The sequence below is a fragment of the uncultured Tateyamaria sp. genome (genome assembly GCF_947503705.1).
Lineage (GTDB): Bacteria > Pseudomonadota > Alphaproteobacteria > Rhodobacterales > Rhodobacteraceae > Tateyamaria.
On sequence record NZ_CANNES010000005.1, the window covers coordinates 157,700 to 181,604 of the forward strand.

The 23,905-nt window shown below is 60.1% G+C and carries 28 protein-coding genes; 4 read left to right on the forward strand and 24 right to left on the reverse strand.

What is annotated here, in order from left to right; translation table 11 throughout:
- Positions 1-16: 16 nt before the first annotated feature.
- Together Q1A44_RS13140 and Q1A44_RS13145 are read right to left on the reverse strand one after the other, a co-directional pair.
- Entirely contained in the window at positions 17-688 is a 672-nt protein-coding gene (locus Q1A44_RS13140) for a YafY family protein (protein ID WP_299625717.1), read from the reverse strand.
- 1 nt (position 689) lies between these two features.
- Positions 690-1,064 carry a hypothetical protein gene (locus tag Q1A44_RS13145; protein ID WP_299625720.1) on the reverse strand — a complete coding sequence of 125 codons (375 nt, stop codon included), beginning with the start codon at positions 1,062-1,064 and terminating at the stop codon, positions 690-692.
- 217 nt (positions 1,065-1,281) lie between these two features.
- Between Q1A44_RS13145 and Q1A44_RS13150 the strand changes: the two genes are divergently transcribed.
- Genes Q1A44_RS13150 through Q1A44_RS13165 form a run of 4 tightly spaced genes read left to right on the forward strand, consistent with a single transcriptional unit; the run spans position 1,282 to position 3,760 of the window.
- The gene (locus Q1A44_RS13150; RefSeq protein ID WP_299625723.1) at positions 1,282-1,503 is read left to right on the forward strand and encodes a twin-arginine translocase TatA/TatE family subunit; all 222 of its coding nucleotides are present in this window, start codon (positions 1,282-1,284) and stop codon (positions 1,501-1,503) included.
- Between the two features lie 3 nt (positions 1,504-1,506).
- Positions 1,507-1,974 (forward strand): Sec-independent protein translocase protein TatB, encoded by a 468-nt coding sequence (tatB, locus tag Q1A44_RS13155; RefSeq protein ID WP_299625726.1) that lies wholly within the window; start codon positions 1,507-1,509, stop codon positions 1,972-1,974.
- 1 nt (position 1,975) lies between these two features.
- Positions 1,976-2,890 carry a twin-arginine translocase subunit TatC gene (locus Q1A44_RS13160; protein ID WP_299625731.1) on the forward strand — a complete coding sequence of 305 codons (915 nt, stop codon included), beginning with the start codon at positions 1,976-1,978 and terminating at the stop codon, positions 2,888-2,890.
- Between the two features lie 27 nt (positions 2,891-2,917).
- Complete coding sequence (locus Q1A44_RS13165) at positions 2,918-3,760, forward strand: ATP-binding protein (protein WP_299625734.1); 843 nt, start codon at positions 2,918-2,920, stop codon at positions 3,758-3,760.
- Here Q1A44_RS13165 and Q1A44_RS13170 read toward each other — a convergent pair.
- The 22 genes from Q1A44_RS13170 to Q1A44_RS13275 form a co-directional block, all read right to left on the reverse strand.
- The gene (locus tag Q1A44_RS13170; protein ID WP_299625737.1) at positions 3,757-4,794 is read right to left on the reverse strand and encodes a Hint domain-containing protein; all 1,038 of its coding nucleotides are present in this window, start codon (positions 4,792-4,794) and stop codon (positions 3,757-3,759) included. The two genes, Q1A44_RS13165 and Q1A44_RS13170, sit on opposite strands and share 4 nt — an antisense overlap.
- A gap of 168 nt (positions 4,795-4,962) precedes the next feature.
- The gene (locus tag Q1A44_RS13175; RefSeq protein WP_299625740.1) at positions 4,963-6,147 is read right to left on the reverse strand and encodes a peptidoglycan DD-metalloendopeptidase family protein; all 1,185 of its coding nucleotides are present in this window, start codon (positions 6,145-6,147) and stop codon (positions 4,963-4,965) included.
- A 68-nt stretch (positions 6,148-6,215) separates the two neighbouring features.
- A complete protein-coding gene (locus Q1A44_RS13180; protein ID WP_299625742.1) occupies positions 6,216-6,866 on the reverse strand; it encodes a protein-L-isoaspartate(D-aspartate) O-methyltransferase in 651 nt (216 codons plus the stop codon).
- Positions 6,863-7,648, reverse strand: a complete 786-nt coding sequence (gene surE / locus Q1A44_RS13185) for a 5'/3'-nucleotidase SurE (protein WP_299625744.1) — start codon at positions 7,646-7,648, stop codon at positions 6,863-6,865. The genes Q1A44_RS13180 and surE overlap by 4 nt, the downstream gene beginning before the upstream one ends.
- 115 nt (positions 7,649-7,763) lie before the next feature.
- Positions 7,764-8,408 carry a methyltransferase domain-containing protein gene (locus Q1A44_RS13190; RefSeq protein WP_299625746.1) on the reverse strand — a complete coding sequence of 215 codons (645 nt, stop codon included), beginning with the start codon at positions 8,406-8,408 and terminating at the stop codon, positions 7,764-7,766.
- Between the two features lie 5 nt (positions 8,409-8,413).
- Positions 8,414-9,061 (reverse strand): SDR family NAD(P)-dependent oxidoreductase, encoded by a 648-nt coding sequence (locus Q1A44_RS13195; protein ID WP_299625749.1) that lies wholly within the window; start codon positions 9,059-9,061, stop codon positions 8,414-8,416.
- 31 nt (positions 9,062-9,092) lie between these two features.
- On the reverse strand, positions 9,093-9,371 hold the full coding sequence (locus tag Q1A44_RS13200) for a hypothetical protein (protein WP_299625752.1): 279 nt from the start codon (positions 9,369-9,371) through the stop codon (positions 9,093-9,095).
- A 104-nt stretch (positions 9,372-9,475) separates the two neighbouring features.
- Entirely contained in the window at positions 9,476-9,877 is a 402-nt protein-coding gene (locus Q1A44_RS13205) for a hypothetical protein (protein WP_299625755.1), read from the reverse strand.
- A 54-nt stretch (positions 9,878-9,931) separates the two neighbouring features.
- Positions 9,932-11,419 carry an amidophosphoribosyltransferase gene (purF, locus tag Q1A44_RS13210; RefSeq protein WP_299625758.1) on the reverse strand — a complete coding sequence of 496 codons (1,488 nt, stop codon included), beginning with the start codon at positions 11,417-11,419 and terminating at the stop codon, positions 9,932-9,934.
- 203 nt (positions 11,420-11,622) lie between these two features.
- A complete protein-coding gene (locus Q1A44_RS13215; RefSeq protein WP_299625761.1) occupies positions 11,623-12,177 on the reverse strand; it encodes a CvpA family protein in 555 nt (184 codons plus the stop codon).
- 30 nt (positions 12,178-12,207) lie between these two features.
- Complete coding sequence (gene radA / locus Q1A44_RS13220) at positions 12,208-13,572, reverse strand: DNA repair protein RadA (RefSeq protein WP_299625764.1); 1,365 nt, start codon at positions 13,570-13,572, stop codon at positions 12,208-12,210.
- A gap of 39 nt (positions 13,573-13,611) precedes the next feature.
- Positions 13,612-14,061, reverse strand: coding sequence for a paraquat-inducible protein A (locus tag Q1A44_RS13225; protein WP_299625767.1), 450 nt, complete (start codon positions 14,059-14,061; stop codon positions 13,612-13,614).
- 17 nt (positions 14,062-14,078) lie between these two features.
- Positions 14,079-14,825, reverse strand: coding sequence for an ATP-binding cassette domain-containing protein (locus Q1A44_RS13230; protein WP_299625770.1), 747 nt, complete (start codon positions 14,823-14,825; stop codon positions 14,079-14,081).
- Positions 14,822-15,595 (reverse strand): ABC transporter permease, encoded by a 774-nt coding sequence (locus tag Q1A44_RS13235; protein ID WP_299625773.1) that lies wholly within the window; start codon positions 15,593-15,595, stop codon positions 14,822-14,824. Before Q1A44_RS13235 ends, Q1A44_RS13230 begins: the two co-directional genes overlap by 4 nt.
- The gene (gene alr / locus Q1A44_RS13240) at positions 15,592-16,629 is read right to left on the reverse strand and encodes an alanine racemase (RefSeq protein ID WP_299625776.1); all 1,038 of its coding nucleotides are present in this window, start codon (positions 16,627-16,629) and stop codon (positions 15,592-15,594) included. The genes Q1A44_RS13235 and alr overlap by 4 nt, the downstream gene beginning before the upstream one ends.
- A 68-nt stretch (positions 16,630-16,697) precedes the next feature.
- The gene (locus Q1A44_RS13245; RefSeq protein ID WP_299625779.1) at positions 16,698-17,486 is read right to left on the reverse strand and encodes a DUF1194 domain-containing protein; all 789 of its coding nucleotides are present in this window, start codon (positions 17,484-17,486) and stop codon (positions 16,698-16,700) included.
- Between the two features lie 75 nt (positions 17,487-17,561).
- Entirely contained in the window at positions 17,562-19,058 is a 1,497-nt protein-coding gene (locus Q1A44_RS13250) for a replicative DNA helicase (protein ID WP_299625782.1), read from the reverse strand.
- 266 nt (positions 19,059-19,324) lie between these two features.
- A complete protein-coding gene (locus Q1A44_RS13255; RefSeq protein ID WP_299625785.1) occupies positions 19,325-19,999 on the reverse strand; it encodes an orotate phosphoribosyltransferase in 675 nt (224 codons plus the stop codon).
- Between the two features lie 77 nt (positions 20,000-20,076).
- Positions 20,077-21,108, reverse strand: coding sequence for a dihydroorotase (gene pyrC / locus Q1A44_RS13260; protein WP_299625788.1), 1,032 nt, complete (start codon positions 21,106-21,108; stop codon positions 20,077-20,079).
- Positions 21,109-21,141: 33 nt separating this feature from the next.
- Entirely contained in the window at positions 21,142-22,083 is a 942-nt protein-coding gene (locus tag Q1A44_RS13265) for a phosphoadenosine phosphosulfate reductase (RefSeq protein ID WP_299625791.1), read from the reverse strand.
- Between the two features lie 91 nt (positions 22,084-22,174).
- Positions 22,175-23,218 carry a glycosyltransferase family 2 protein gene (locus Q1A44_RS13270; RefSeq protein WP_299625794.1) on the reverse strand — a complete coding sequence of 348 codons (1,044 nt, stop codon included), beginning with the start codon at positions 23,216-23,218 and terminating at the stop codon, positions 22,175-22,177.
- On the reverse strand, positions 23,215-23,904 hold the full coding sequence (locus Q1A44_RS13275) for an FkbM family methyltransferase (RefSeq protein ID WP_299625797.1): 690 nt from the start codon (positions 23,902-23,904) through the stop codon (positions 23,215-23,217). Before Q1A44_RS13275 ends, Q1A44_RS13270 begins: the two co-directional genes overlap by 4 nt.
- Between the last annotated feature and the right edge of the window lies 1 nt (position 23,905).

The window sequence follows — 23,905 nt, forward strand, 5'->3', positions numbered from 1 at the left end:
CCGCCCCCGGCGATTTTCACAAGTTTGGATCGTAGTCGCGCAGCCGTTTGCCGGGTTCATCTACGAACATCTCTGGCAAGGCCTCGGCCGATTGGATCAGGTCGACCCGGAACACTCTGAAACCGTTTCGTAATTCGCACCAGGTCGTCAGCGTCCAGACCCGCCCCCAATATTCCATGTGCAGGGGACGAACCGTGCGGCTGGTGATGCGGTCGCCTTTGGAATGATAGGTCAGCCGCAGTTTCTGTTTGGCCCGTATCGCGGCGCGCAGGATCGGCATCTGGCCAAAGCCGCGAACCGCATCGGCAAAGGGGTAGACCGCGAATTTCCATTTGTCTGCCTCAGCCACGGTCCGTTCAGGCAGCACTGCGTCGATCTTGTCCGCAAGGCTGCGGGCGGCGGATTTGAGCGTGTCGTCGGCGGCCTCGGCCACAATTGCCATGCCGAGATTGAGTGCCTCAAGCTCTTCGGTTGTGAGCGTCAAGGGTGGCAGACTGATTGCCTCGGTGATCATATAACCCACGCCGCGTTCGCCCTGGACCGGCACGCCGGACGCGACCAGCGTGTCCATATCCCGGTAGATGGTGCGCACCGACACCTCACAAGTATCCGCAATCTCCTGCGCAGTGTGCAATTTGGCGTCGCGCAGGATCTGGATGATATCAAAGAGGCGGTCGGTGCGACGCATGTTACTCCTGTTGCATTTGGACGGCGGCGTAACGCAGATTGACACCGTCTTCTTTCATGAAGGCCAAAAAGGGCTTCGCTTCGGGTTGGTCGAACATCAGTTGCGAGGCGCGTGTTGCCCCGGCTTGGGAAGACCACAGGATGTGATCCGTCCACACGCCCGTCTCGTCTACAGACAGCGTGCGGCTCACAAAGTCATCATTGCTGCGCAAAAACGGACCAAGGGCATTGGCGGCTTTGACAAAGGCGACCGGGTCCGCGCCGTCGATCAAGCGGAAGGTCACGATTTCGGCCACAGGTGGTACATGACCTGTGCCTTCGGCGGCGGTGCTTTGCGCTAGGGTCAGTGCAAAGAGGGCAGTTGTCAGGGGTCGCATCAGGATACTCCTTTTATTGAACGATGGATGTGACCCGTTTAGCCATCTTCAACTGACACTAACCTGTCAGTTGATCGCAAGCCAAACGAAAAAATCATAGGAAAGACAGAGCTGGATGGCCTGGACTCTGCCATCGGCCTTTTCGCAAACGCAGCAAGGGCGTAGAACATCACCCGACAGACGGGCACCGGTCCGTCCACTTTTTGGGAGAAACACCATGTTGAACAATATTGGCCTGCCCGGCATCCTTTTGATCGCGGTTGTGGTCCTTGTCCTGTTTGGACGCGGCAAAATCTCGAGCCTGATGGGTGAGGTCGGCAAAGGTATCACCAGCTTCAAGAAGGGTGTGAGCGAAGGCCAGAAAGAGCTGGAAGAGGCGTCCGCCGAAGAGGCCAAGGACGTCACACCCGCAGCCGAGACCCCCAAAGACAAGGTCTGATCCATGCTGGACCTCGGCTGGACCGAGCTGCTGGTGATTGGGATTGTGGCGTTGATCGTCGTGGGCCCCAAGGACCTGCCCGTGCTGTTTCGCAATGTCGGCAAGTTTGTCGGCAAGGCCAAGGGAATGGCGCGTGAATTTTCCAGCGCCATGAACCAAGCCGCCGACGATGTGGGCGTCAAAGACATACAAAAGACGTTGAACACGGCGACCAATCCGGTTGGGTCCGCGATGGACGGGTTCAAGGATGCGGCCAAAGACGTGACATCGAGCCTGACCGATCTGGACCCCGAAAGCGAGACCGGCAAGATGGCTGCGGAAAAGGCCGAACGCGCCAAGAATGCGGCCAAGATTCACGCGGCCACCGCCCGCGCGGCAGCTGAGCGCAAGGCTCGCGAGGCCGAAGAAGCCCTCAAGAAGGCCGAAGAGTACGAGGCGGCACTCGCCCCTGATCCGACAAAAGAAAGCTGACATGAGCCAAACCGATAATGTGGACGACAGCACTGCGCCGCTGATCGAACATCTGGCCGAGCTGCGCACGCGGCTGATCCGGGCGGTGCTGGCCTTTCTGGTTGGCATCATCCTGGCGTTCACCGTGGCCGAACCGATCTTGCAGTTCCTGCTGGGCCCGATCGAGGAAACCCTGCGCGAGCTGGGTGATCCGTCGCCCACGATGCAATACACCAGCCCTCAGGAATACCTGTTCACGCTCTTTCGGATTTCGATGGTCTTTGGCTTTGCGTTGGCTTTTCCGGTCATCGGCTTTCAGCTGTGGCGGTTCGTGGCGCCTGGCCTATACAAGCAGGAAAAGAACGCGTTCCTGCCCTTTCTGATCGCCTCACCGGTGATGTTCTTCCTCGGTGCGTCTTTTGCCCATTTCGTGGTGACGCCTCTGGCCATGGCCTTTTTCCTAGGCTTTGCTGATGTGCCGTCGATCATTGCAGGCCTCATGAGCGGATTTGTCAGCGGTGATGTTCCGGTTGAGGCGGTGACGGGCACCGAAACTGACAGCGGTATTCGCATCACCTTTTTCGGCAAGGTCAATGAGAGCCTTGATATCACTTTGAAATTCATCATGGCCTTTGGCCTGTGCTTCCAACTGCCCGTACTGTTGACCCTGATGGGCAAGGCCGGATTGGTCAGTGCCGAGGGGCTGAGCAACGTGCGCAAATACGCGATGGTGGGTATTTTGGTGCTGGCCGCTTTGGTCACACCCCCCGATGTCATCACACAAGGTATCCTCTTTGTGGTCGTCTATGGCCTTTACGAGGTGTCGATTTTCCTGGTCCGCCGGGTCGAGACCAAGCGCGAGGCGAAGCTGCGTGCCGAAGGGTATTATGACGATGAGGACGATCTGGGTGATGTGCCCGAGGATGAGCCCAAGTAACAGACCCTGATCCGGGAGCGCGTATAGATGATTGACGACCCAATGGACCGCATCGCGGCGGCGCTGGAACGTATGTCTCCAGCCCCCCTTGCAGCCCCTGACTTTGGTGCAGCCGGAGCATTTGTCTGGCAAACCGGCCCCGACCGCCTGGAGCTTGTGCACAACGTGGCTCGCGTTCCGCTGGATCTGCTTTTGGGGGTAGAGCGGTCGCGCGATACGCTTTTGGCCAATACCCGCCAATTTGCTCAAGGCCTGGCCGCGAATAACGCGCTGCTTTGGGGTGCACGAGGCATGGGAAAATCAAGCCTTGTCAAGGCAATACATGGCGCACTTCATCCAGAATTTCCTGATTTAAAGATCGTGGAGTTGCACCGGGAGGATCTGCCTTCGGTGGGCCGCTTGCTGAACGTTTTGCGGCAGGCGGACACCGCCCGCTTTGTCCTATATTGCGATGATCTGTCGTTCAGCCATGATGATCAGCACTATAAGTCTCTCAAGGCGGTGCTGGATGGCGGGATTGAGGGACGGCCAGAGAATGTGATTCTGTATGCCACGTCGAACCGCCGCCATCTGATGCCCCGAGACATGATCGAGAACGAGCGCGGCAGCGCCATCAACCCGTCAGAGGCAGTCGAAGAAAAGGTGTCGCTGTCGGATCGCTTTGGTTTGTGGCTGGGCTTTCATGCCTGCGATCAGGACCAATATCTGGCGATGATCCGTGGCTATTGCGGGGCATATGGCGTCGAAATAGACGATGATACCCTGTGGGCCGAGGCGATTGAGTGGCAGGCAACCCGCGGGTCGCGGTCGGGTCGGGTCGCGTGGCAGTATTTCTGTGATTTGGCCGGGCGGCGCGGCGTCCGCCTTTAGGCTGCGAGCAGGCGCGCCTCGAAACTGCGCAGCCGTGGTGCGGCAGTGGGGCCATAGCTGCTGAGATCGGGCAAGAGAGCCTCGATCTCTGCCATGGCTGCGGGGCCGACCGCTCCCATTGCGACGGAACCAGGATAGAGCGTCTCGCTCCAGATCCCGTGGGCCGACACAACCTGATGCTTTTCCATCAGGATATGGCAGTAGGTGACCATGCCGCCTGTGTGGCGGTAAACCCCGTCCATGTTCAGCAGGTCCACGGCGCGCACCAGCACTTCGTCCTGACCGTAAAGCAACTCTGCGCGCCAATCACTGAGCAAGATGCAATGCTGGGGGGAGACAACCAAATCGGTGTCATTGCCCAGGGTTCCTGCCGTGATGATAATCGGGGCGGCATCGCCTTGAGCCGCGACAGTCGTTGCACCTGCCCACTGAACCGGTTGCGGGCCGTCATGCGCGGTCAGCACCAGATCGCCGGAGGCGAGGTGTTCCACCGGGACAGGGCCATCGGGCGTGTCGATCTGGCTGCCTGCGGCAAAACATACAACCGTCGCGCCGAGGCCCACATGTGGTGTGCTGTCATCATTTTCGACAATGCCGCCGGTGGTCAGGTCCGTGTTGGGCGGGGGCAGACCGTCAGGAAAGACAAGAAAGAACCCATCCTCGCTTTGGCCGCCGACCGTGTCGTTGAGATCGTTGTCGTTGTTCAGATCCACATCAATGACGCCGATGCGCCAAGTGTTCGTGCCATCAGTGACGGTAAAGGTATAGTCCCAGATGATCTGACGCTCGACCCCGTCGACAAAGGCCGTCTGTTCCCAGGCTCCTCCGAACCGTTCATTGGTATCTACAAATTCGTTAACGTCACCGTCGCCGTTGAAGACGGTCGCGCCATCGTTCTCTTCGACCACAAAATAGGTGGTATCGCCGCTATAGCTCCAGGTGCCGTTGGGGGCAAAAGCATAGTCAACAGGCGCGCCGTTGATCGTCGTTTGTGTGCCCTGGAGGGCAAAGGTGTAGGCATAAAATACAGCCATCTTCGGAAACCAATCCACATCATGTCGTTGGATTGTTTCTGAATGCGCAAGAGGGCGCAGTTAGGGCCATACGGTGCCGTTTTAGTTAAATTCGAGGTCATTTTTCGGCAATTGCGGCAGGTTTACCCTTCAAGGTAAGCGAAATGCCCCAATTGCCCGCGCTTTGCCTTATTCGAGATAAGGGCTTGGATCGACACTGTCGAACCCATCGCGCACCTCAAAATGGACATAGGCCTCGTCCGCACTGTCGCGCAGGCGCGCGATGGCTTGGCCGCGCCGCACACTGTCGCCTTTGGCGACCTGCACCTGATCTACATTGGCGTAGACCGTCAGCAGATTGCCGGGATGGCGCACCACGATAATGGGCACCCCGTCGGCGCTTTTCGTGATGGCAGCAACAGTACCTGCCGTAGCGGCCTTGACCGGTGTGCCGGGCGCCGCCTTGATGTCGATGCCCTCGTTGCGGCCCTTGGCATAGCCGCGAATGATGCTGCCCTGGACGGGCAACGCCATCTCGGTGGTTTTGGCGGGGGCCGTTGTTTCGCCCACATCGGCGACGGGTTTATCAGAAGGTGGTGGTGCGGGCGGGTTGGCGGTGTCGTCCTCGGGCAAGGGCCGCGTAGCGCTGGGAGGCGTCGGGGTCGGGGATCCGGCACCCGGTTGCGTGGTGTTTGTGCTGTCGCGGCGCGGTGCGGCCACACGCGCCACAGGGATCAGCAAGAACTGTCCTTCACGCACAGAAAAGTCAGCGCCTAGCCCATTCCATTCAGCCAATGACTTGGCGGGAACCTGATAAAGCCGCGCGATGGTAAAGGCGGTTTCACCCCGTTCCACCTGGTGGCGGATCGGTTCCTGGCCCGTTTGCGGCAATGGCGTTCGGGGGGCGGATGCCACGGGCGTGGGTGCGGCGTTGTTGATGGCGTTGCCTGCCAGCGTCGTCACATCCACGGCTGAAGGTTGGATGGGCCCTGTACCAATGGCCCCGGTCGAAGGCGAAGGTTCGGCCACGCGGCGGGGAAGGGCGATCACCTCGCCCTGACGCAAGGGCACATCCGTTTCAATCCCGTTAAAGCTGGCGAGATCGGCAGCAGGCAGACCGATCCGGTTTGCCACATCCGCGAGCGTATCGCCCCGCTCGGCCACGGCCACCTGATAGCTGGGATAGGAAATCACGCCCCGACTGTCGGGGCGAGGCCTGTCCGCAGTGGCGGTTTGCGCGGCCTGGGATGTGGTAAATCCGCCGCCCAGACCACGCAGGTCAAAATCAAGCGGGTCATCGCACCCTGCGAGCACTGCCATGCCACACGTGGCCAGAATAAGCGGCGCGCGCCGCGCGTTTTGCGTCAGGATCATCTGCATCGTCCTCTGCCGAACCCCTCTGAGCGGGGGCATTGTCGGGATGGCAGAGTTTTACACCACTTTTACTCTTTACCCAAGCCTTCGAGCAGGGGGACAAAGCGCACATCGCGCATTTCGTCATATTCGAGGCCGGTTTCGGTTTTGTGCACGCGGATCAGGCTTTGCACCGTGTCGGATTGGCCCACAGGCAGAACCATGATGCCCCCCACTTTGAGCTGTTTCAGCAATGGGCCAGGGGGGTCTTCGGCCGCAGCCGTCACGATGATCCGGTCAAAAGGGGCCTGATCCGGCAAGCCGAACGAGCCATCGCCAGTGATCGCCGTAATCGTGTGCAGGCCCAGTTCGTCAAAGATCGCGCGCGCCTCGTGCACCAGCCTGCGGTGTCGGTCAACGGTGTAGACGCGCCGCGCCAGTTTCGCCAGGATCGCCGCCTGATAGCCCGAGCCTGTGCCCACTTCGAGAACCTTGTCGCGGGGGCTGAGATTCAGCGCTTGTGTCATCAACCCCACCACCGATGGCTGGCTGATCGTCTGCCCGCAGGCAATAGGCAAAGGCATGTCCTCATAGGCGCGTTCGGCGAAAAGCCCACGAATAAAGGGGCCTCGGTCGATTTCTTCCATCGCTTGCAGTACCCGTTTGTCCGTCACCCCTTTGGAGCGCAGGGAATAAAGGAACTGCATCTTGCGGGTGGCGAGATCGTCGTCGTCGCTCATATGGCAATCGCGCTCAACTGATCGAGCATGTCATGCGCCGTGAAATCCGCGCGCATGGGCGTGACCGATATGTATCCATCCAGGTTGACCGCTGCATCCGTGCCCGGCGCGGTCGGGCGTTGCTGGTCGCCGCCCTTGATCCAAAGGAACTGCCGACCTGATGGGGCAGTGGCAGCCTCAGTGTGAAAGCCAAGACCGGGGCGCAGGCCCTGGGGCACGATCTTGACCCCTTTGACCTCGGCGGCGGGCACAGGCGGGACGTTGACATTGTAAAACAGCCCATAGCCGTCACTGGCGGTGGGCGTGGCGGCGACAATCCGCTCAATCACTGCTTTGATGTGCTCTTGGGAGGCTTCGAAGGTGTTGTCGAGGTCGCGATTGCGCGGGCCATAGTATTGCGAGATCGCGATTGAGAGAACGCCTTGCAATGCCCCTTCGATCGCGGCCCCCAGCGTGCCGGAATAGAGTGCGTTTTCTGCCGAGTTGTTGCCCCGGTTCACGCCAGAAAGGATCAGGTCGGGTTTTTCGTCATGTAGAACATCGTGCAGGCCAGCCAGGACGCAGTCGGCAGGGCTGCCTTCGACTGCAAAGCGTTTGTCGTCGAGTTTCTGGATCATCATGGGCCGCGTGTAGCTGATGCAATGGCCGACACCCGATTGCTCGAACGCGGGGGCTACTGTCCAGACCTCGCCATGGGGGCCTGCAAGATCGCGGGCGATCTGGTCCAGCACGGCCAGGCCCGGTGCCGAGATGCCGTCGTCATTGGTGATGAGAATGCGCATGTGTCGCCCCTTTGCGCCTTATTAGGCCAGCCGCGTGACAGTGGGCAACCGGAGGAGCCTCCGGCGCGGACTTTTTTGGAACACAGATGTGGGACCGTTGCGTCGGGGGCGCAGTTCAGAGCGGGCGGCGGGCGGTGTAGCCACAAGAGACACGCGCAGGCGGGCCACCGGGGAAGCGGTGAGGGGTGATGTCCTGCAAGCCTGCCGCGCGCAGCATCTGCGTGGCTTGGGTGGGCGTGTAGGCGGCATTGCCCCAACGCCAGCGGACCAGTGCGGTGCACCAATGGGGTCGCGACATGGCCAGTACCAGAGTGCCGCCTGGCGTGAGCCGGTCGAATAGCCACGTGAGTGCCAAAGATGGATCATCCAGATGTTCGATCACATGGGCGCATAGGACCACATCTTGGGGCGGGGTTTGTACTTTGTCCCCCAAGGCGTTGGCCTGCGTGTCGGCATATGGCAAACGCGCGGCTGCTATGTCGAGCATGGCGGGCGAGATATCCATCAAAGTGAGGTGCTTGGGCTGTCCGTGATGCGCGGTCCAGGCAGTGGCAAAAGCGCCCGTACCAGTGCCGACATCCAGCACCCGCTGTGCGGGACGCGCCAGGTCCACCTGTGCCATCAGATGATCATAGGCCGCGAGAAAGCCAAGCTGCGCGATACCGTCCTGCCAGCCAGAGGCCGCCCGGTCATAGACCCGCTGCATGACGCCCGTGGCAGCGGTGCGGGGGCGGTCAAAGCGAGCGAGGCGGTGCAGCATCGGATCTAGGCGTCGCGCCCAAGCTCGGCCAGGATCCGTTTGGCTTGGCTCGTTGGGTCGGCCAACGGCGCGCGGTCTTCGCCGGGGAAGAAGCGGGCGCGCGTCGCGGTGGGCATCGGATCGGGCGTTGCGATATGGACTTTCGGGCCGGTCTTGGCGGTTTCGGACTGCCAGCTGCGCGCAAGTGCGATTTGGGCGGCCTTGGTGGCCCCGTAGCTGCCAAAAAACGGCTGCCCTGCGCGGAGGTCGTCCAAGAACAGCGCGGTACCCGACTGGCCCAGAAGCGGTGCGATATAGGTGATGAGCGTGCCAGTGGCCGTCACATTCGTCGCCACCGATTTGCTCATGTCCTTGGTGTCAATCATGTTCGCCGGCGCCAAGGGGGGCGCGTGTACGGCGGCATGAACCCAAAGATCAAGGTTGCCCCAACGTTCAAAGATGCCACGGCAGAGCGTGGCCATTGCCGCCTCAGTTGTGATGTCCATAGGGGCGAGCGTGGCAGCCCCGCCAAGCGCCGTGATCTGATCGTCCAGCTCTTCCAATGCGCCAGTGGTCTTGGCCACGGCGATGATGTGATGGGTGGGCGCCAGTTCCAGCGCCAGCGCCGCGCCAAGGCCGCGCGAGGCGCCGGTGATGAGTGCAGTTTGTGTCATGTCGCTCTGATGCCTGCGCGCACGCCGGGCGTCAAGCGGCGGCGGCGGGGCGCGGGGCCTCTGGGATCGTCAGCCGCGTCGGGCCGCGTGTGCCGTCGATCATCACCGCATCCTCGGAAATGGCTGTGATTGTGCCGCGCCCGAGCGTGTCGCCCACACTCAGCGTCTCGATGTCGCCGCCTGCGTGGCGGATCAGGGCGCGGCGCTCATCTGGGGTGCCCACGATGCCGATCAGGGCCAGTTTGTTCAGGCGCAGGGCGCTGCGTATGGTAGCGAGGTCTGCGGTGATCAGGTTGGTTTCAATGCTCATGGTTGCCTTCGATTTTCTTGGTCGAAAGCTTGCGCTAGCATGTGGGTGATGCGCCTGCCATGCGCGGTTTTGGCATCGGCGGTCGGGTGCCGATTGCCCTTTGGTCAACGGGCCGCCGCCTGCCTGGCTCTGTGATAGGTGAAGGTGAGATAAGCCAGTTGCCAGATGGCATCCGCGTGGTCTTGATCCAGCGCAAGCCGTATCTCGCGCCGACCGTCCGTGGGAATTTCGGGAAATCGCGTCTGCATTTGTTGGGCCAGATTGGTTTTACAATCCACGAAAGCGATCAGCGATTTTGGGGAGCCCTCGGACCAGTGGAGCCGCAACGTGCTGCCCATACGCGCGCGTCTTGGACGCCAAGCGGGGTGGCCCCATTTCAAACTTTCATCAAGTGGCCCGACATCTGCGGCTTGGGCCACATCGTGGAACATGGCGCGCATGGATTGAAGACGTATTTGCGCCGGATCAGGCCAGCGGCTGATGCGGTCAAGGAGGGGGGCGGGCATCGGGTCCATGACGTCATGTTGCCCCGACCTGCTGACAGTTTCCGGCCAGAGCCGCTATTCTGCCGCCTTCATCTCAAAACCCTTTTCGATCATGTCGGCAGGTTCCACCGGGTATTCGCCGCTAAAGCAGGCGTCGCAATATTGCGGTTGCTTTGCGTTGCGCCCCTTGGCCTCTCCGACAGCACGATAGAGCCCGTCGAGCGATATGAACTTGAGGCTGTCGACGCCCAGGTGATCGCGCATTTCTTCCTCTGACATGGTGGCGGCGAGCAGCTTTTCGCGCTGCGGCGTGTCCACGCCGTAGAAACAGGGCCATGCGGTGGGCGGCGAGGCGATGCGAAAATGGACCTCTGCCGCACCGGCGTCCAGGATCATCTCTTTGATCTTGCGGCTTGTCGTGCCGCGCACGACGGAATCGTCCACCAAGATCACCCGCTTGCCCTTGATCAGGGCACGGTTCACGTTGAGCTTGAGGCGCACACCCATGTTGCGGATGCTTTCCGTCGGTTCAATGAATGTGCGGCCCATATACTGGTTGCGGATGATACCCATTGCGTAGGGAATGCCCGATTGCAGCGAAAACCCAATGGCGGCAGGTGTGCCACTGTCTGGAACGGGGCAGACCAGATCGGCATCGATCGGCGCCTCTTTGGCCAACTCGCGCCCGATGTTTTCTCGTGTTTCATATACGGAACGACCGCCCAGTATACTGTCGGGGCGGCTGAAATAGACGTGTTCAAAGATACAGAAACGGGATTTCTTCGGACGGAAGGGGAAGCGGCTGTCGACGCCTTTGTCTGTGATGACGACCATCTCGCCCGGTTCAATCTCGCGCACGAACTCGGCCCCGATGATGTCGAGGGCACAGGTTTCGGAGCTAAGCACGTAGCCGGTGTCGAGCTTGCCCAGCACCAGGGGGCGGACACCCAAGGCATCGCGTACGCCGATCAGCTTGGTGCGCGTCATGGCCACAACCGAAAACGCGCCCTCAACTCGGCGCAGCGCGTCTTCCATCCGTTCGGGGATGTTGCGTTGCAGCGACCTTGCCATAAGGTGGATGATGCATTCGCTGTCGGAAGAGCTTTGGAAAATAGAGCCGCGTTCGATTAGTTCGCGTCGCAGCGCGTCTGCATTGGTTATGTTGCCGTTATGCGCAATCGCGGCGCCACCCATGGCGAACTCGCCAAAGAAGGGTTGCACGTCGCGGATCGCCGTTTGTCCCTTGGAGCCTGCGGTGGAGTAACGCACATGTCCGATGGCCAATGATCCCGGCAGGGTTTCCATAATGGACTGAGACGTGAAGTTGTCGCGCACATAGCCAAAGCGACGGGCCGAGTTGAACCCCTGTTCGGCGTCGTAGGACACGATGCCCCCAGCCTCTTGGCCCCGATGTTGCAGCGCGTGTAGGCCCAGGGCCACGAAATTCGCGGCGTCCAGTGTGCCAAGGACGCCGAAGACCCCACATTCTTCCTTGAGCTTGTCGTCGTCGCCATATGCGGCGAAATCAAAAGGATGCGATGGCCAGGAAAGATCGTCAGTCAAGGGCGGCAGCCTTTCGAATCTGAGAGCGTGTGTGTCTGATACTGCGCCCGCTTGCAGGAGTCACGCGTCTCACCTCAAAAATTGGTGTTTGTGCCGCACGGTGTGTGGATGTTGCCAGAGGCCATGTCGGGCCGCCTTTACGTGCGGCCCGGACATGTGCGGTACATCCAAACCATGATGGCCCAATTCAGGCGCGGACGCCGTTATTGCCCACAATTGCCCACCAGTGCTTCATATTGCCGGGTGATCCAGCCCAAAGCCTGTTCGGGGTTCTGCTCTTCGATCTGGCCGGTGAAGCGGCCAAAGACAGCAGCCGAACGGCTTTCGTCGACCATAGTGAATTCCTGGCCAGTGATGACTGTATCGTAGACAAAGAACGCGATGGCCACGAGCAGGATGCCCCGCAGCACACCAAAGAGAAAGCCCAAGCCCTGATCAACACCGCCCACGGCGGAGCGCTGGACCAATGATGAAAAGAGTGGCGTAAAGAGGGACACGACGATCAAGGCGATGGCAAAGACGATGGCGAAGGCGCCGATGATACTGAGTTCACAACTGTCTGCAATGAAGTCGCCAATGACGGGGATTTCGCGCACCAGCGGCTCGACACGCGGGGCAAAGAGAAATGCCAATACGGCGGCGGCGATCCAACCCGCGATAGCCATGGCTTCGCGGACGAAACCGCGCCCATATGCCAGCAGAGCCGACAGGATGATGACCGCGGCCACAACGCCGTCGATGATTGTGAACCCTTCCATGGTCCTGTCCTTTTTTCTGCCCGTTAGCGCTTAACCTGCGCCAAATACTTCACCCACAAACCCGGTCAAGTCGCTCATTTGTTGCAATGCCATGCCGGATGCACCCAGTGCTTTACCGCCCTTTGGTGCGATGGCGCTGGTGAAACCAAGTTTTTGCGCCTCTTTCAACCTGTTTTCCGTCTGAGGCGCGGGGCGCAGGGCCCCCGACAGGCTGATTTCCCCGAAAACAACAGTGTCGGCAGGCAGGGCACTATCCTCGCGTGCACTCAGAAGAGCGGCTGCAACCGCAAGGTCAGCGGCGGGTTCGTTGATCTTCATCCCGCCTGCCACGTTTAGATAGACATCAAGCCCTGCAAAGGGGATGCCGCATCGTGCCTCCAATACAGCGAGGATCATGGCGAGCCTGCCGCCATCCCAGCCCACAACGGTGCGTCGCGCTTGAGCATGGGGGGAGGGAGCGACAAGCGCCTGCAATTCGCAGAGCACGGGCCGTGTGCCTTCGATCCCGGCAAACACGACCGATCCGGGCGATGGTTCGCCCCGTTCGCTGAGGAACAGCGCAGAGGGGTTGGTGACCTCGGCCAGCCCCGCGCCGGTCATCTCGAACACGCCGATCTCGTCAGCGGGGCCAAAGCGGTTCTTGACCGCGCGCAGAATGCGGAATTGGTGGCCCCGCTCGCCCTCAAAATACAAGACCGTGTCGACCATATGTTCAACGACGCGCGGGCCCGCGATTTGCCCTTCTTTGGTGACATGGCCCACAAGGATAACGCTGACACCTTTGCGCTTGGCGAAGGTGGTCAATTCATGAGCCGCTGCACGCACTTGGGAGACCGAGCCTGGTGCGCTGTCGACCGTATCAAGCCACATGGTCTGGATCGAATCGATAATGGCCAGGCCGGGTGCCTCGGATTCGAGCGTTGTCAGGATGTTGCGCAGGTTCGTCTCTGCGGCCAATTGCACCGGTGCGTCCGTCAGGCCCAAGCGGCTCGCCCGCATGCGGACCTGGGCGCTCGCCTCTTCGCCGCTTACATAGATCGTTTTCAGGCCTTGGCGCGCAAATTGGGCGGCTGCCTGCAAGAGCAGAGTGGATTTACCGATACCGGGATCGCCGCCCACAAGTATGGCCGAGGCTGGCACAAGGCCGCCGCCCAGCACCCGATCAAGTTCGCCCATAGTGGATTGCGTGCGGGGGGGCGGCGTTTCCTCTGCCCTCAGATCGCTGAGCGTAATGGCAGAGCCGCGCTTGGCGCCAAGGGATTTGCCCGATGGTCCGGTGGACAGCCCTTTGTCTTCGGTGATTGTGTTCCATTCGCCGCAACTGTCGCAGCGCCCGGACCATTTGGTAAAAGACGTGCCGCAAGAAGCGCAGGAGAATGAGGGGTTTTTAGCCATGGGCGGGGTGTGCCCGAGCCTGCGACCTGCGTCAAAGGGTTATTGTTTTGCGCCTTGGGTTTTGCGGGCTTGTTCAGTGGCGTGGCTCACCCAGATCGAGGCAAGAATGCATGCGGTAAACAGGTAAAGGCCCCATGCCGTCTCCAACCTCCCGACCCCAATGCCCTTGGCCAAAGTGATATAGAGCGCGATGAGAAAGACGTCAGCCATGGCTAGTTTGCCCAAAATCGCCAGTGCCGGGGTCACGCGCGGGCTGAGCAAGCGCCAATGGATCAGTGCGAGGCCGATGGTCTTGAGGTAGGGTGCAAAGATCGCAAAGATCGTGACGACAAGGGCCAGAAACACGTCTATCCCCCAAAGCGACTGCAACCCGGTGATGACAGAGATTTCACTGAGGCTGAAGAGCGGCAAAAGCCCGGCGCGCATCAGCGGGGCAAACCACGACAACGGAAACAAAACGAGGAGCGTCAGGTTAATCCAACGATACATGTGCACCGCCCGCGCGCTTAGCGGACCGCTTCGATCGGCCCTTCGGCACGACCATGGATGAATTGGTCGACATAAGGGTCACCCGCCGCATCCATGTCCGAGACCGGACCAGTCCAGCGGATCTTGCCCGCATGGAGCATCGCGACATTGTCGGCAATCGTGCGCACCGAGGTCATATCATGGGTGATCGTCATGGTGGTCGCCCCCATTTCGGTCACGATCTCGCGGATCAGATCGTTGATCACGCCCGCCATGATCGGATCGAGCCCCGTGGTCGGTTCGTCGAAAAAGATGATCTCGGGCTCGGCGGCAATGGCACGCGCTAGCCCCACGCGTTTCTGCATCCCGCCGGAAAGCTCCGCAGGCAACCTGTCGGCCACATCGGGTGTCAAACCCACGCGGCGCAATTTCTCGATGGCGATCTCGCGAGCTTCGTCGCGGGGCTTGGCCAAACTGCCGCGCAACAGGCGAAAGGCCACGTTTTGCCAGACAGGTAGTGAATCAAAGAGTGCTCCGCCCTGAAACAGCATCCCAAAGCGCGCCAGAAAGGCGTCGCGGTCCGCCTTGGTCACGTCCGTGCCATCCACGGTGATTGTACCACTGTCAGGGATGACGAGGCCGAGCACTGTCTTGATCGCAACCGATTTGCCCGTGCCGGACCCACCGATGATCACCATGGACGTGCCTTTGGCCACATGCAGATTCACGCCGCGCAGAACATGGTTGCTGCCAAAGCTTTTGTGGACGTTGTCGAGTGTGATCATAGCGAGAAAAATACCCCCGTGAGCACGAAGTTTGCCGCCAGGATCAGGACGGCTGCCGCCTCGACCGAACCTTTGGTGGCGCGACCGACCCCTTGGGCACCGCGCCCTGAATTCATACCGAAATAACAGCCCATGAGCGTGGCAATAAAACCAAAGACAGCGCCTTTGGCGAGGCTCGAACTAATGTCGGTGAACTCAAGGAAATCGACTGTATTCTGGATATAGGCCGCTGCGTTGAAGCCCAGTGTTCCTGTTGCCACGGCGTAGCCGCCGAAAATGCCGATAATGTCGCCCACACCGACCAAAAACGGCACGGTCAGCGTGCCTGCCAGTACCCGAGGCACTGTGAGGTATTTCATCGGATGGGTCGAAAGGGTGACAAGGGCATCAATCTGCTCGGTCACTTTCATAGTCGCAATCTCGGCGGCGATGGACGAGGTCACCCGTGCCGCGATCATCAGGCCCACAAGAACCGGACCAAGCTCGCGAACCATGCCGATGGCAACAATCTGCGGGACCACGGCCTCCGCGTTGAACCGCGCACCGCCTGCATAGATTTGTAGTGCCAGTGCCCCACCTGTAAAAATCGCGGTCAGCCCCACGACGGGCAGAGACAGCCATCCAATGTGCAACAGAGCGATCCCTATTTCACGCGGGTAAAAGGGGGGCCGGATCAGGTGGGTCAGCGCGCCCCACGCAAACAGGCTGACGCGACCAATGGCCGCCAACAACCCAAGGACGGTCCGTCCGATGATGGCAAGTTGCCTCATGTGTCATACACCCGGTCATAGCGTGCCCCCAGCGACGTGAGGATCTCATATCCAATGGTGCCCGCCGCATCGGCGATGGTGTCCACCGACTGGTGCCGTCCCATCAATTGCAGACTGTCAGGCATCTGGCCCAAATCGGTCACATCGGCAGTGATCAAATCCATCGACACGCGGCCGACAACCGGGCAAGGCGTGTCGCCCGCAAAAAGCGTGGCCCCGGCGCCCATCGCCCGGATCAAGCCATCGGCATAGCCACCCGAGACCGTGGCGATGTGGCTGTCGCGCGGCGCGATCCAGCTGTTGCCATAGCCCACAGGCTCGCCCGCAGTGACCTCGCGGACCTGAATGATTGGCAGATCAAGGGTTACCACAGGGCGCGCATCGACAAAGGGCAGCCCGCCATAAAGGCCCACACCCGGCCGGGTCATATCAAAGTGATAGGCTTGGCCCAGCAGAGTGCCGCCCGTGGCGGCGAGCGAACGCGGCACTTCATCCAACCCGTCAGTCATGGAGCGGAAGGCTTCAAGTTGGTGGGCGTTCATCGGGTGGTCGGGTTCATCCGCACAGGCCAAGTGCGACATGATCAACGCGGGGCGCTGGGCAAAGGCGATGTCGCGGACGGCGAACCATTCGCTGGGCTCCATCCCAAGCCGGTTCATCCCTGTATCGAGTTGAATTCCGAACGGGTGCCCTGGCAGCGCCTCCACATGGCGCAACATTTGGTCCACCGAGTTCAGAAGTGGAATCAGATGGCCGTCCCGGATCGCCTCCAGGTCGCCTTCCATATGGCCCGAAAACACATAGATATCAGGGCCCTGACCCAAGGTGTGGCGCAGGCTCTGTCCTTCACCTGCGGTGGCGACGAAAAAGCTACGCGCGCCCGCTGCGGCCAGGGCGCGACCCACGATACCTGCGCCAAGGCCATAGCCGTCGGCCTTGACCACAGCACCCGTTTCGCCGTCGCTGAGCGAGTCGAGCGCGTGCCAGTTCTGCACAACGGCGCGGATGTCGATTGTCAGGGTCGCGGATGTCATGACTGCGGTTTTGACAGGCCCACGCGGATTGGTGAAGAGGTAAAACGCGTGTCGTACCGGTCGCTGCCTCAGGGCAGGGCAAAGATGTCGCGATTACGCTCCCAGATACGCTCACCGATCATGCAATCATAAGGTGCATCAGCCTGTGCGCGGTAGAGGCGGGCAGGGCGCCCGGCAATTTCGAGTACAAGCTTGCGGCGCACGGCATCCTCAAATTCGGCCCAATCCGTGACAGGCAACACAAAGGCGCCCGGGCCCCCAATCACGCAACTGGTGTAATAGGCGTCGAGGTCAGGGATGCTCCAACGGGCAAAGGCATCGGCGCCATGGGTCATAAGAGGCAGCCCGTTGATCGTGATGCCTTGGGCCACTGTGCGGTCACGTGCCTCGGTCACCGGCGTTCCCATGTTGTTTGGCCCATCGCCTGATATGTCAATGACACGGCGCAAGCCATTGAAATCATTTAACTCAATCGAGGTGGTCGCAAAATCGATGGCCGAGGAAATTGACGTCCGCCGCAGACCTTCATCAAAATGAGCGGTGATTTGTGCCGCGATGTTGTCCGCATCGGATTGGTTCTGGATCAAGGTCCAGGGCACAATGACACGCTGGTTGCCTGCTCCGGCCCATTCCACATAGGTGATCGCAATCCGACCCAGCATGCCGCGGGCGAGTGCGTTTTGTACCTCACGGCTTCGCAATGCGTTTGCATATCCACGGCGCTGAATCTCAAGCTCGAAGGGCTGCATGGATCGCGACACATCGACCGCCAAAAAGAGCTCGACATCCACCTCGGTCCTGTCATCGGCGCGGACAGGCGTCGCGAAAATCAGCAAAAGGCAAAGAACGAAGCGCATGACGCGGAGTGAACGGGTCTCAAACGTATCTGTCCAGTCAAGAACAGGTTATGTTCTTCTCTTCTTCAAAAATACTCAAAACCCGACGTCGCCGCCATCACCACCCTGCTGCCATTGCTGTACCAAGTTGCCAAAGCGGGTAAAGCGACCCTCAAAGCTCAGATCAACAGTGCCGATGGGTCCATGACGTTGTTTGCCGATCACAACTTCGGCGCGGCCATGCAGGCGCTCCATCTCTTCTTGCCACTTGGCCATGGCCTCCAGATCGTGATCGCCGGGTTTTTCACGCTCTTTGTAATACTCCTCGCGGAACACGAACATGACGACATCGGCGTCCTGCTCGATTGAGCCTGATTCCCTCAGGTCCGACAGCTGTGGGCGTTTGTCCTCGCGGCTTTCGACCTGACGCGACAACTGAGACAGGGCCATAACCGGTATGTTGAGCTCTTTGGCGATGGCCTTGAGGCCCATGGAAATCTCGGCAATCTCCTGCACCCGGTTGTCGGCAACGCCGCGCACCAGTTGCAGATAATCCACGATCAGAAGGTCCAGCCCATGGGTCCGTTTCAGGCGGCGGGCACGGGCGGCCAGTTGCGCAATGGGAATGGCGGGCGTGTCGTCGATGTAAAGCGGGCAGGCCTCAAGCGCCTTGGCCGCATCTACAAAGCGGCGGAACTCGGCCTCTGTCATGTCGCCACGGCGAATTTGTTCAGAGGGCACCTCGGAAGCCTCCGACAGGATCCGCGCAGCAAGCTGTTCGGCGCTCATTTCGAGGGAGTAAAAGCCTACAACGCCCCCTTCGATCGCCCCTTCGGACCCGTCGGGCTTGATGCCTTTCTTGTAGGCTTTGGCGATGTTGAAGGCGATGTTGGTGGCCAGTGATGTCTTACCCATCGACGGACGACCCGCGAGGATCAACAGGTCAGACGGGTGCAGGCCGCCCAGTTTCTTGTCCATATCGATAAGGCCGGTCGAGATACCTGCCAGCCCGCCTTCACGCTGATACGCGGCATTGGCAACATTAACTGCGTCTGTTACTGCCTTGAGAAAACTTTGAAAACCAGTGTCAGAGGTGCCTTGCTCGGCCAGCTGATACAGAGCCTGTTCCGCCTCGACAATCTGTTCGCGCGGCTCGGAGGCCACATCGACCTTTGCGGCCTTGGCGCTGATGTCGCGGCCCAGTAGGATCAGATCGCGGCGCACGGCTAGGTCATATATCATCTGCGCATAGTCGCGTGCGGCAAAGGCACTGATCGCTGCCCCTGCCAGACGGGCCAGATAGGCGGGACCGCCCAGCTCTTGTAGCCCCTCATCGTCTTCCATGAACGCCTTCAGGGTCACGGGAGAGGCCAGATTGTTCTTGGCGATGCGGGCCGACGAGATTTCAAAGATGCGGGCGTGCACAGGGTCGTAAAAGTGCTTGGGCCCAATGATTGCGGCAACGCGATCATAGACGTCATTATTTGTCAGGATCGCGCCCAACAATTGTTGTTCAGCCTCGATCGAATGCGGCATCGTCTCGGGGTCTTGAACGGCGACGCCGGTTGGATTGAAGGCTGTGATCTCGTTCATGGCGCTGTTTCCCGCTCGTTCTGGCTGTCTGCTGCAAGGTCGGGCAATGCCACAATCGCCGCAGCCGTCGCAACCCAGAGCAAAGCTGTGGCTAAGTCGTGGATAAGTCTTAGTCTGCCATCAAATTGGCCATATGTCGATGTCATTTGCTGGGTGAGCACAACATCTGGGCGATTCTATGTCAGAGAATCGCGGTTCTCCACACAACATCCACAGGTGTCATGGCGTTTCATAGGGCGGGTACAGGCAAAAAACTGCCCAACCAGTCAATTTCGGGCGGCTTGCCAACCCCGTGGGTCGCGCAGGAACTCTTCGACCCCGGACAGTGTCGCCTCGTCAAAGGCCTCTGTGGCGCGTGCTTCGGCCAGAACATCCCACCATGTGCACAGATGGTGCAGTTGCACCCCATGATCGCCAAGTGTTTTTTCCGTCTCTGGAAAGATGTCGTAGTAAAAGATGACAGCTGTATGCCCGCAGGTCGCACCCGTCTCACGGATCGCATCCACAAAGCTGATCTTGGAGCCGCCATCGGTTGTCAGATCCTCGACCAGCAGCACGCGCTGCCCTTCGCTCATTTCGCCCTCAATCCTGGCGTTGCGGCCGTAGCCTTTGGGCTTTTTGCGGACATAACTCATCGGCAATGCCATACGCTCGGCGACCAGAGCACCAAAGGGGATGCCCGCCGTTTCGCCGCCGGCGATGTTGTCAAAGGCCTCAAAGCCCGCGTTGCGCATCACCGTGACTGTGAGGAAATCCATCAGCGTAGTGCGGATCCGGGGATATGAGATCAGCTTGCGGCAATCGATATAGGTTGGGCTGGGCAAGCCCGAGGCGAGCGTAAATGGCTCGGCCGCGTTGAAATGCACCGCTTTGATTTCCAAAAGCATACGGGCGGTGAGCCGCGCCATTTCGTCTTGGGTTGGGAAGCTTGTGGGGATCATCGGCGTGACTTTCGATTGGATTCGCGGGTGGAGGATATGGGAGCCTCCGGCGGGGATTTTTTAGGACAGAAAAGACGTTATTGGACGGACCAAGTGAGATCAAAGCCGGGGTCAAAGACGGTGACGGGGCCATCGTCGCTGTCCACATGTGGCGGGAACGTGGGCGGTATTTTGGTCAAGGTGATCGTGCTGGTATTGACGGGCAGCCCATAGAAGGCTGGACCGTTTTTCGAGGTGAACCCTTCCAGTTTGTCCAATGCGCCGTCTTCTTCGAACACTTGGGCCAGGATCGACATGGTGTTGGGCGCAGTGAAGCAGCCCGCGCAGCCACAGGGCAGCAGCTTGTTCGCATCCGTGTGCGGCGCGCTGTCGGTGCCAAGGAAGAACCGGGCTTCGCCCGACGTCGCGGCGTTCCGCAGGGCGAGGCGGTGTTCCTCGCGTTTGGCCACGGGCAGGCAATAGTAATGCGGTTTGATGCCCCCTGCGAGGATATGATTACGATTGATCACAAGGTGGTGGGTTGTGATCGTTGCCCCTAGCGTGCCGTCTTGGGCACGCGCGTAGTCGACGGCATTGGATGTTGTTATATGTTCCATCACGACCCGCAGACCCGGCGTCGCCCGCCGGATCGGGTCGAGCACGCGGTCGATGAACACGGCCTCACGGTCGAAGATGTCTATGTCATGGTCTGTCACCTCGCCATGTACGCAAAGCGGCAGGCCGATCTCGGCCATCCGTTCAAGCGTCGGGCGCACCGCGTCAAAATTGGCCACGCCCGAGGCGGAGTTCGTGGTGGCCCCGGCAGGGTAAAGCTTGACCGCCTTGACCAGCCCGCTGGCGTGGGCGGCTGCCACGTCATTTGGATCCGTATCTTCGGTCAGATAGAGCGTCATCAGAGGCTCGAAATCCATGCCCTCGGGCAGCGCCGCCATGATCCGATCGCGATAGGCCTTTGCTTGCGCGCTGGTGACCACAGGCGGCACCAGGTTCGGCATGATGATGGCGCGAGCGAAATGCGCGGCACTGTGGGGCAGAACGGCGCGCATCATGGCGCCATCGCGCAAATGCAGGTGCCAATCGTCGGGGCGGGCGAGGGTGATTGTTGTCATGGCCGCCCGTTAGCACGGAGCGCGGGGCGGTGGCTAGTCCTCTGCCGGGGTTGTGCGGGCTGCTTCGATCTCGGCCAGTCGGCGCTGAAAGCGGGGGGCCTTCATCCGGCTGGTGATGTTGCGCGCCATGACCTCGACCATATCGATGCGTTCTTGCCCATCAAGCGCCGCCATCAGGCGACGCAGATAAGGGGGGTGGGACCGCCGTGCACGGTGCATGCGGGCAAAACTTTCGACCGTCAGCGCATCCTCAGCCATTGCGTCGAGCAGCGAATAGAGCTGGCCCATCGCCATCAAATCACGCTGGATCGCGTCGCCCATGAACCGCATCCGCAATTTGGTCACGCCGGGGCGGGTAAAGAGGGCCGCGTGCATTGCATCCAGCGTCTCCGCAGGGTCATAGATCACAAAGGCCGCGTCGCATGCGTCTAGCATATCGGGCGCATAGCCATAGCGATCGGTGAAATTCTTGCGCCGCATTTCGACAAAGCGATCGTCCCATTCGGTTACGCGTGGATCAAGCGTGGCCTGGGGTTGGATCGCCAGCACACGCGCGCCGGGCGCGGCCACAGAAAACGCAGCGGCGGCGTAGCCGCAGGGGCCCGCGCCGTAAAACAGGATTGTCTCGAAATCGTCAAAAAAGCCGTCGTCGATCATGTGATCAAAAAGGCCGATGACCTTGGGATCGCGAAACCAGGTATCGCCATCACTGGCCAGACATAGATGCGACCAATCATTGTCGCGCACCATTTGCCAACCCAGCGGCTCTGCGCTCTCGGTCAGGGCGCGCATGCCCTGAATGCTTTCGAAGGTGACCAAAAGGGTGCTGCCGCGGCGCACGTGGGCCGCGAAATGACGTTTGCCAAGAGGTTGGAAAAACCCATGCGCCTGCGCGACACCCGCAAGCCGGGTTAGCCATTCGCGCTTGGTCAGATCGGCCAGATCAGCCTCGAAATCGTTAAACGTGTCCTGCATCGACATATCCTTACTCTCCCACGCGTCTGAGACATGGGTTTAGGATGGCTCTATCGGCGTATTGCGGCAGAATTAGGGAAAATTTGAGCGACTATTGCGCCTGTTGCCGTGCGAGATTTGCGTATCTGACCATGAACTGCGCAGCTTTTTCAGGGACCGGTCGCGAGGTCGGGGTCATGAGCAAGCGCCCAAAAAGCGCGCGATAGGGTTCTTGCTGCATCAGCGTGTCAAACCGCCTCTTACGCCACTCCACTGCCTGATCGTGCAGGGTCTGGATACGTGGACTTGCCAATCCTTGCAGCGCCATCTTGCTGCGTTCGGACATACGGTGGATTGACGTGTCTTCTTCAGTGTTCCAATTCCGCTCGACCCAATAATCAAGGCCCAACAAGTCCTCCGAATGCACGGCACGGCCCCGATCCGCCTTGAGAACATAGCTCTCCATCGTGCCCAACGGATAGTGATTGAGCTGCGCCAAGGCATAGTTGGAGCGGCCAAAGTTGGAAAAGATGCGCCGGGTTTTGAATTGCTCATCGAGCTCTCGGCCCTCGCCATCGAACCAGCGCGCGTCAGGCAGCCGATCCTCAACCGTGTCGCGGGGGCGGTGAACGCCGGGTTTGCGATACGTGCCGTCGTTGCGATAAAGCGTTTTGAACATCGCGGCCCGCCATGGCCAATGCATGACCTGAGGGGCGGCACGGGTAAAGGTCTGGGTTGGCGGCGCGTCGACAAAACGGACTTGCCCGTCATTGCCAAACAGCCGCCAGGTCAGCGTGATTGCGGTTGCCTGGGGGAGAGCAGCCATAAGATCAGACACGGTGCCATCGCCCGCATGGATATTGACGAATTCATCGACATCAATGGGCAGGATCCAGTCGGCGGATTTCACGACATCCATTTTGGCGGCCATTTTCAGGGCTGTGAATTGGATACCGCCCTTGTCGTAGGGGCCATCATTGCGCACGTGTGTCAGATGACCATCGGCGGCCAGCGCGTCGAGCATATCGTCGCTGCCGTCCTGGCAGTCATTGGAAAAAACTAGGAAATCCGTAAAACCACAGGCCTTGTGATGGGCCAACCAGTCCATCAGGAAGGCCCCTTCGTTGCGCACACACAAAATTGCTAGGATGTTCACGCGGTGCCAAAACCAACGATGCGGCCCGCGCTCAGACGCGGATCATAGGCAAGCCCCGCTTTGGCCGTTGCGTCGAACACCTTGAGCATACCTTCATGCCCGATATGGGCCGGGTGCAATTTGACCACGACCTGTCGCACGCCTTTGAGGTCCGCGCCGTCAAGCAGGTCAGCCTCGCCCCCTTCGATGTCGCAGATAATCACGGTCGGTTTGAGCGCCGTCAAAGTGGTTTTCATGTTCAACATTTCGACAGTCGTTTCTGTCGCCTCTTCGCCTTCAATCGGGGTGAGGGACGAAGCGGCAAAAGGGGCACGCACATAAAATGGAACGGTCGATTTTCGCTTGCCCAGGACCGCGTGGTTCAGCGTGACGCCGTCGATGCCATTGGTGGCCAACATCGCCTCGGCGTAAGTCAGAAGGGTTGCGTTGCCGTCATAGCCGTGGATGGCTGCAACATCGCGTCGCTTGGCCAGCATGCCCGCGACAAAGCCGAGGCCACAGCCCAGATCCAGAACGGTGTCGCCAGCGCGCGTTGCCTTGAGGGCGGCGGCGGTCAGGTCACGCTCGTACCCGTTTTCGCGCAGCAAACCGCGCACCTTTCCGGTGAGATAGGTGCCGTCCTTGGGGAACTTCAGGCCACGTGATTTGATGTAACCTGTTGGATCAATTGAAGTACTGCCATCCATA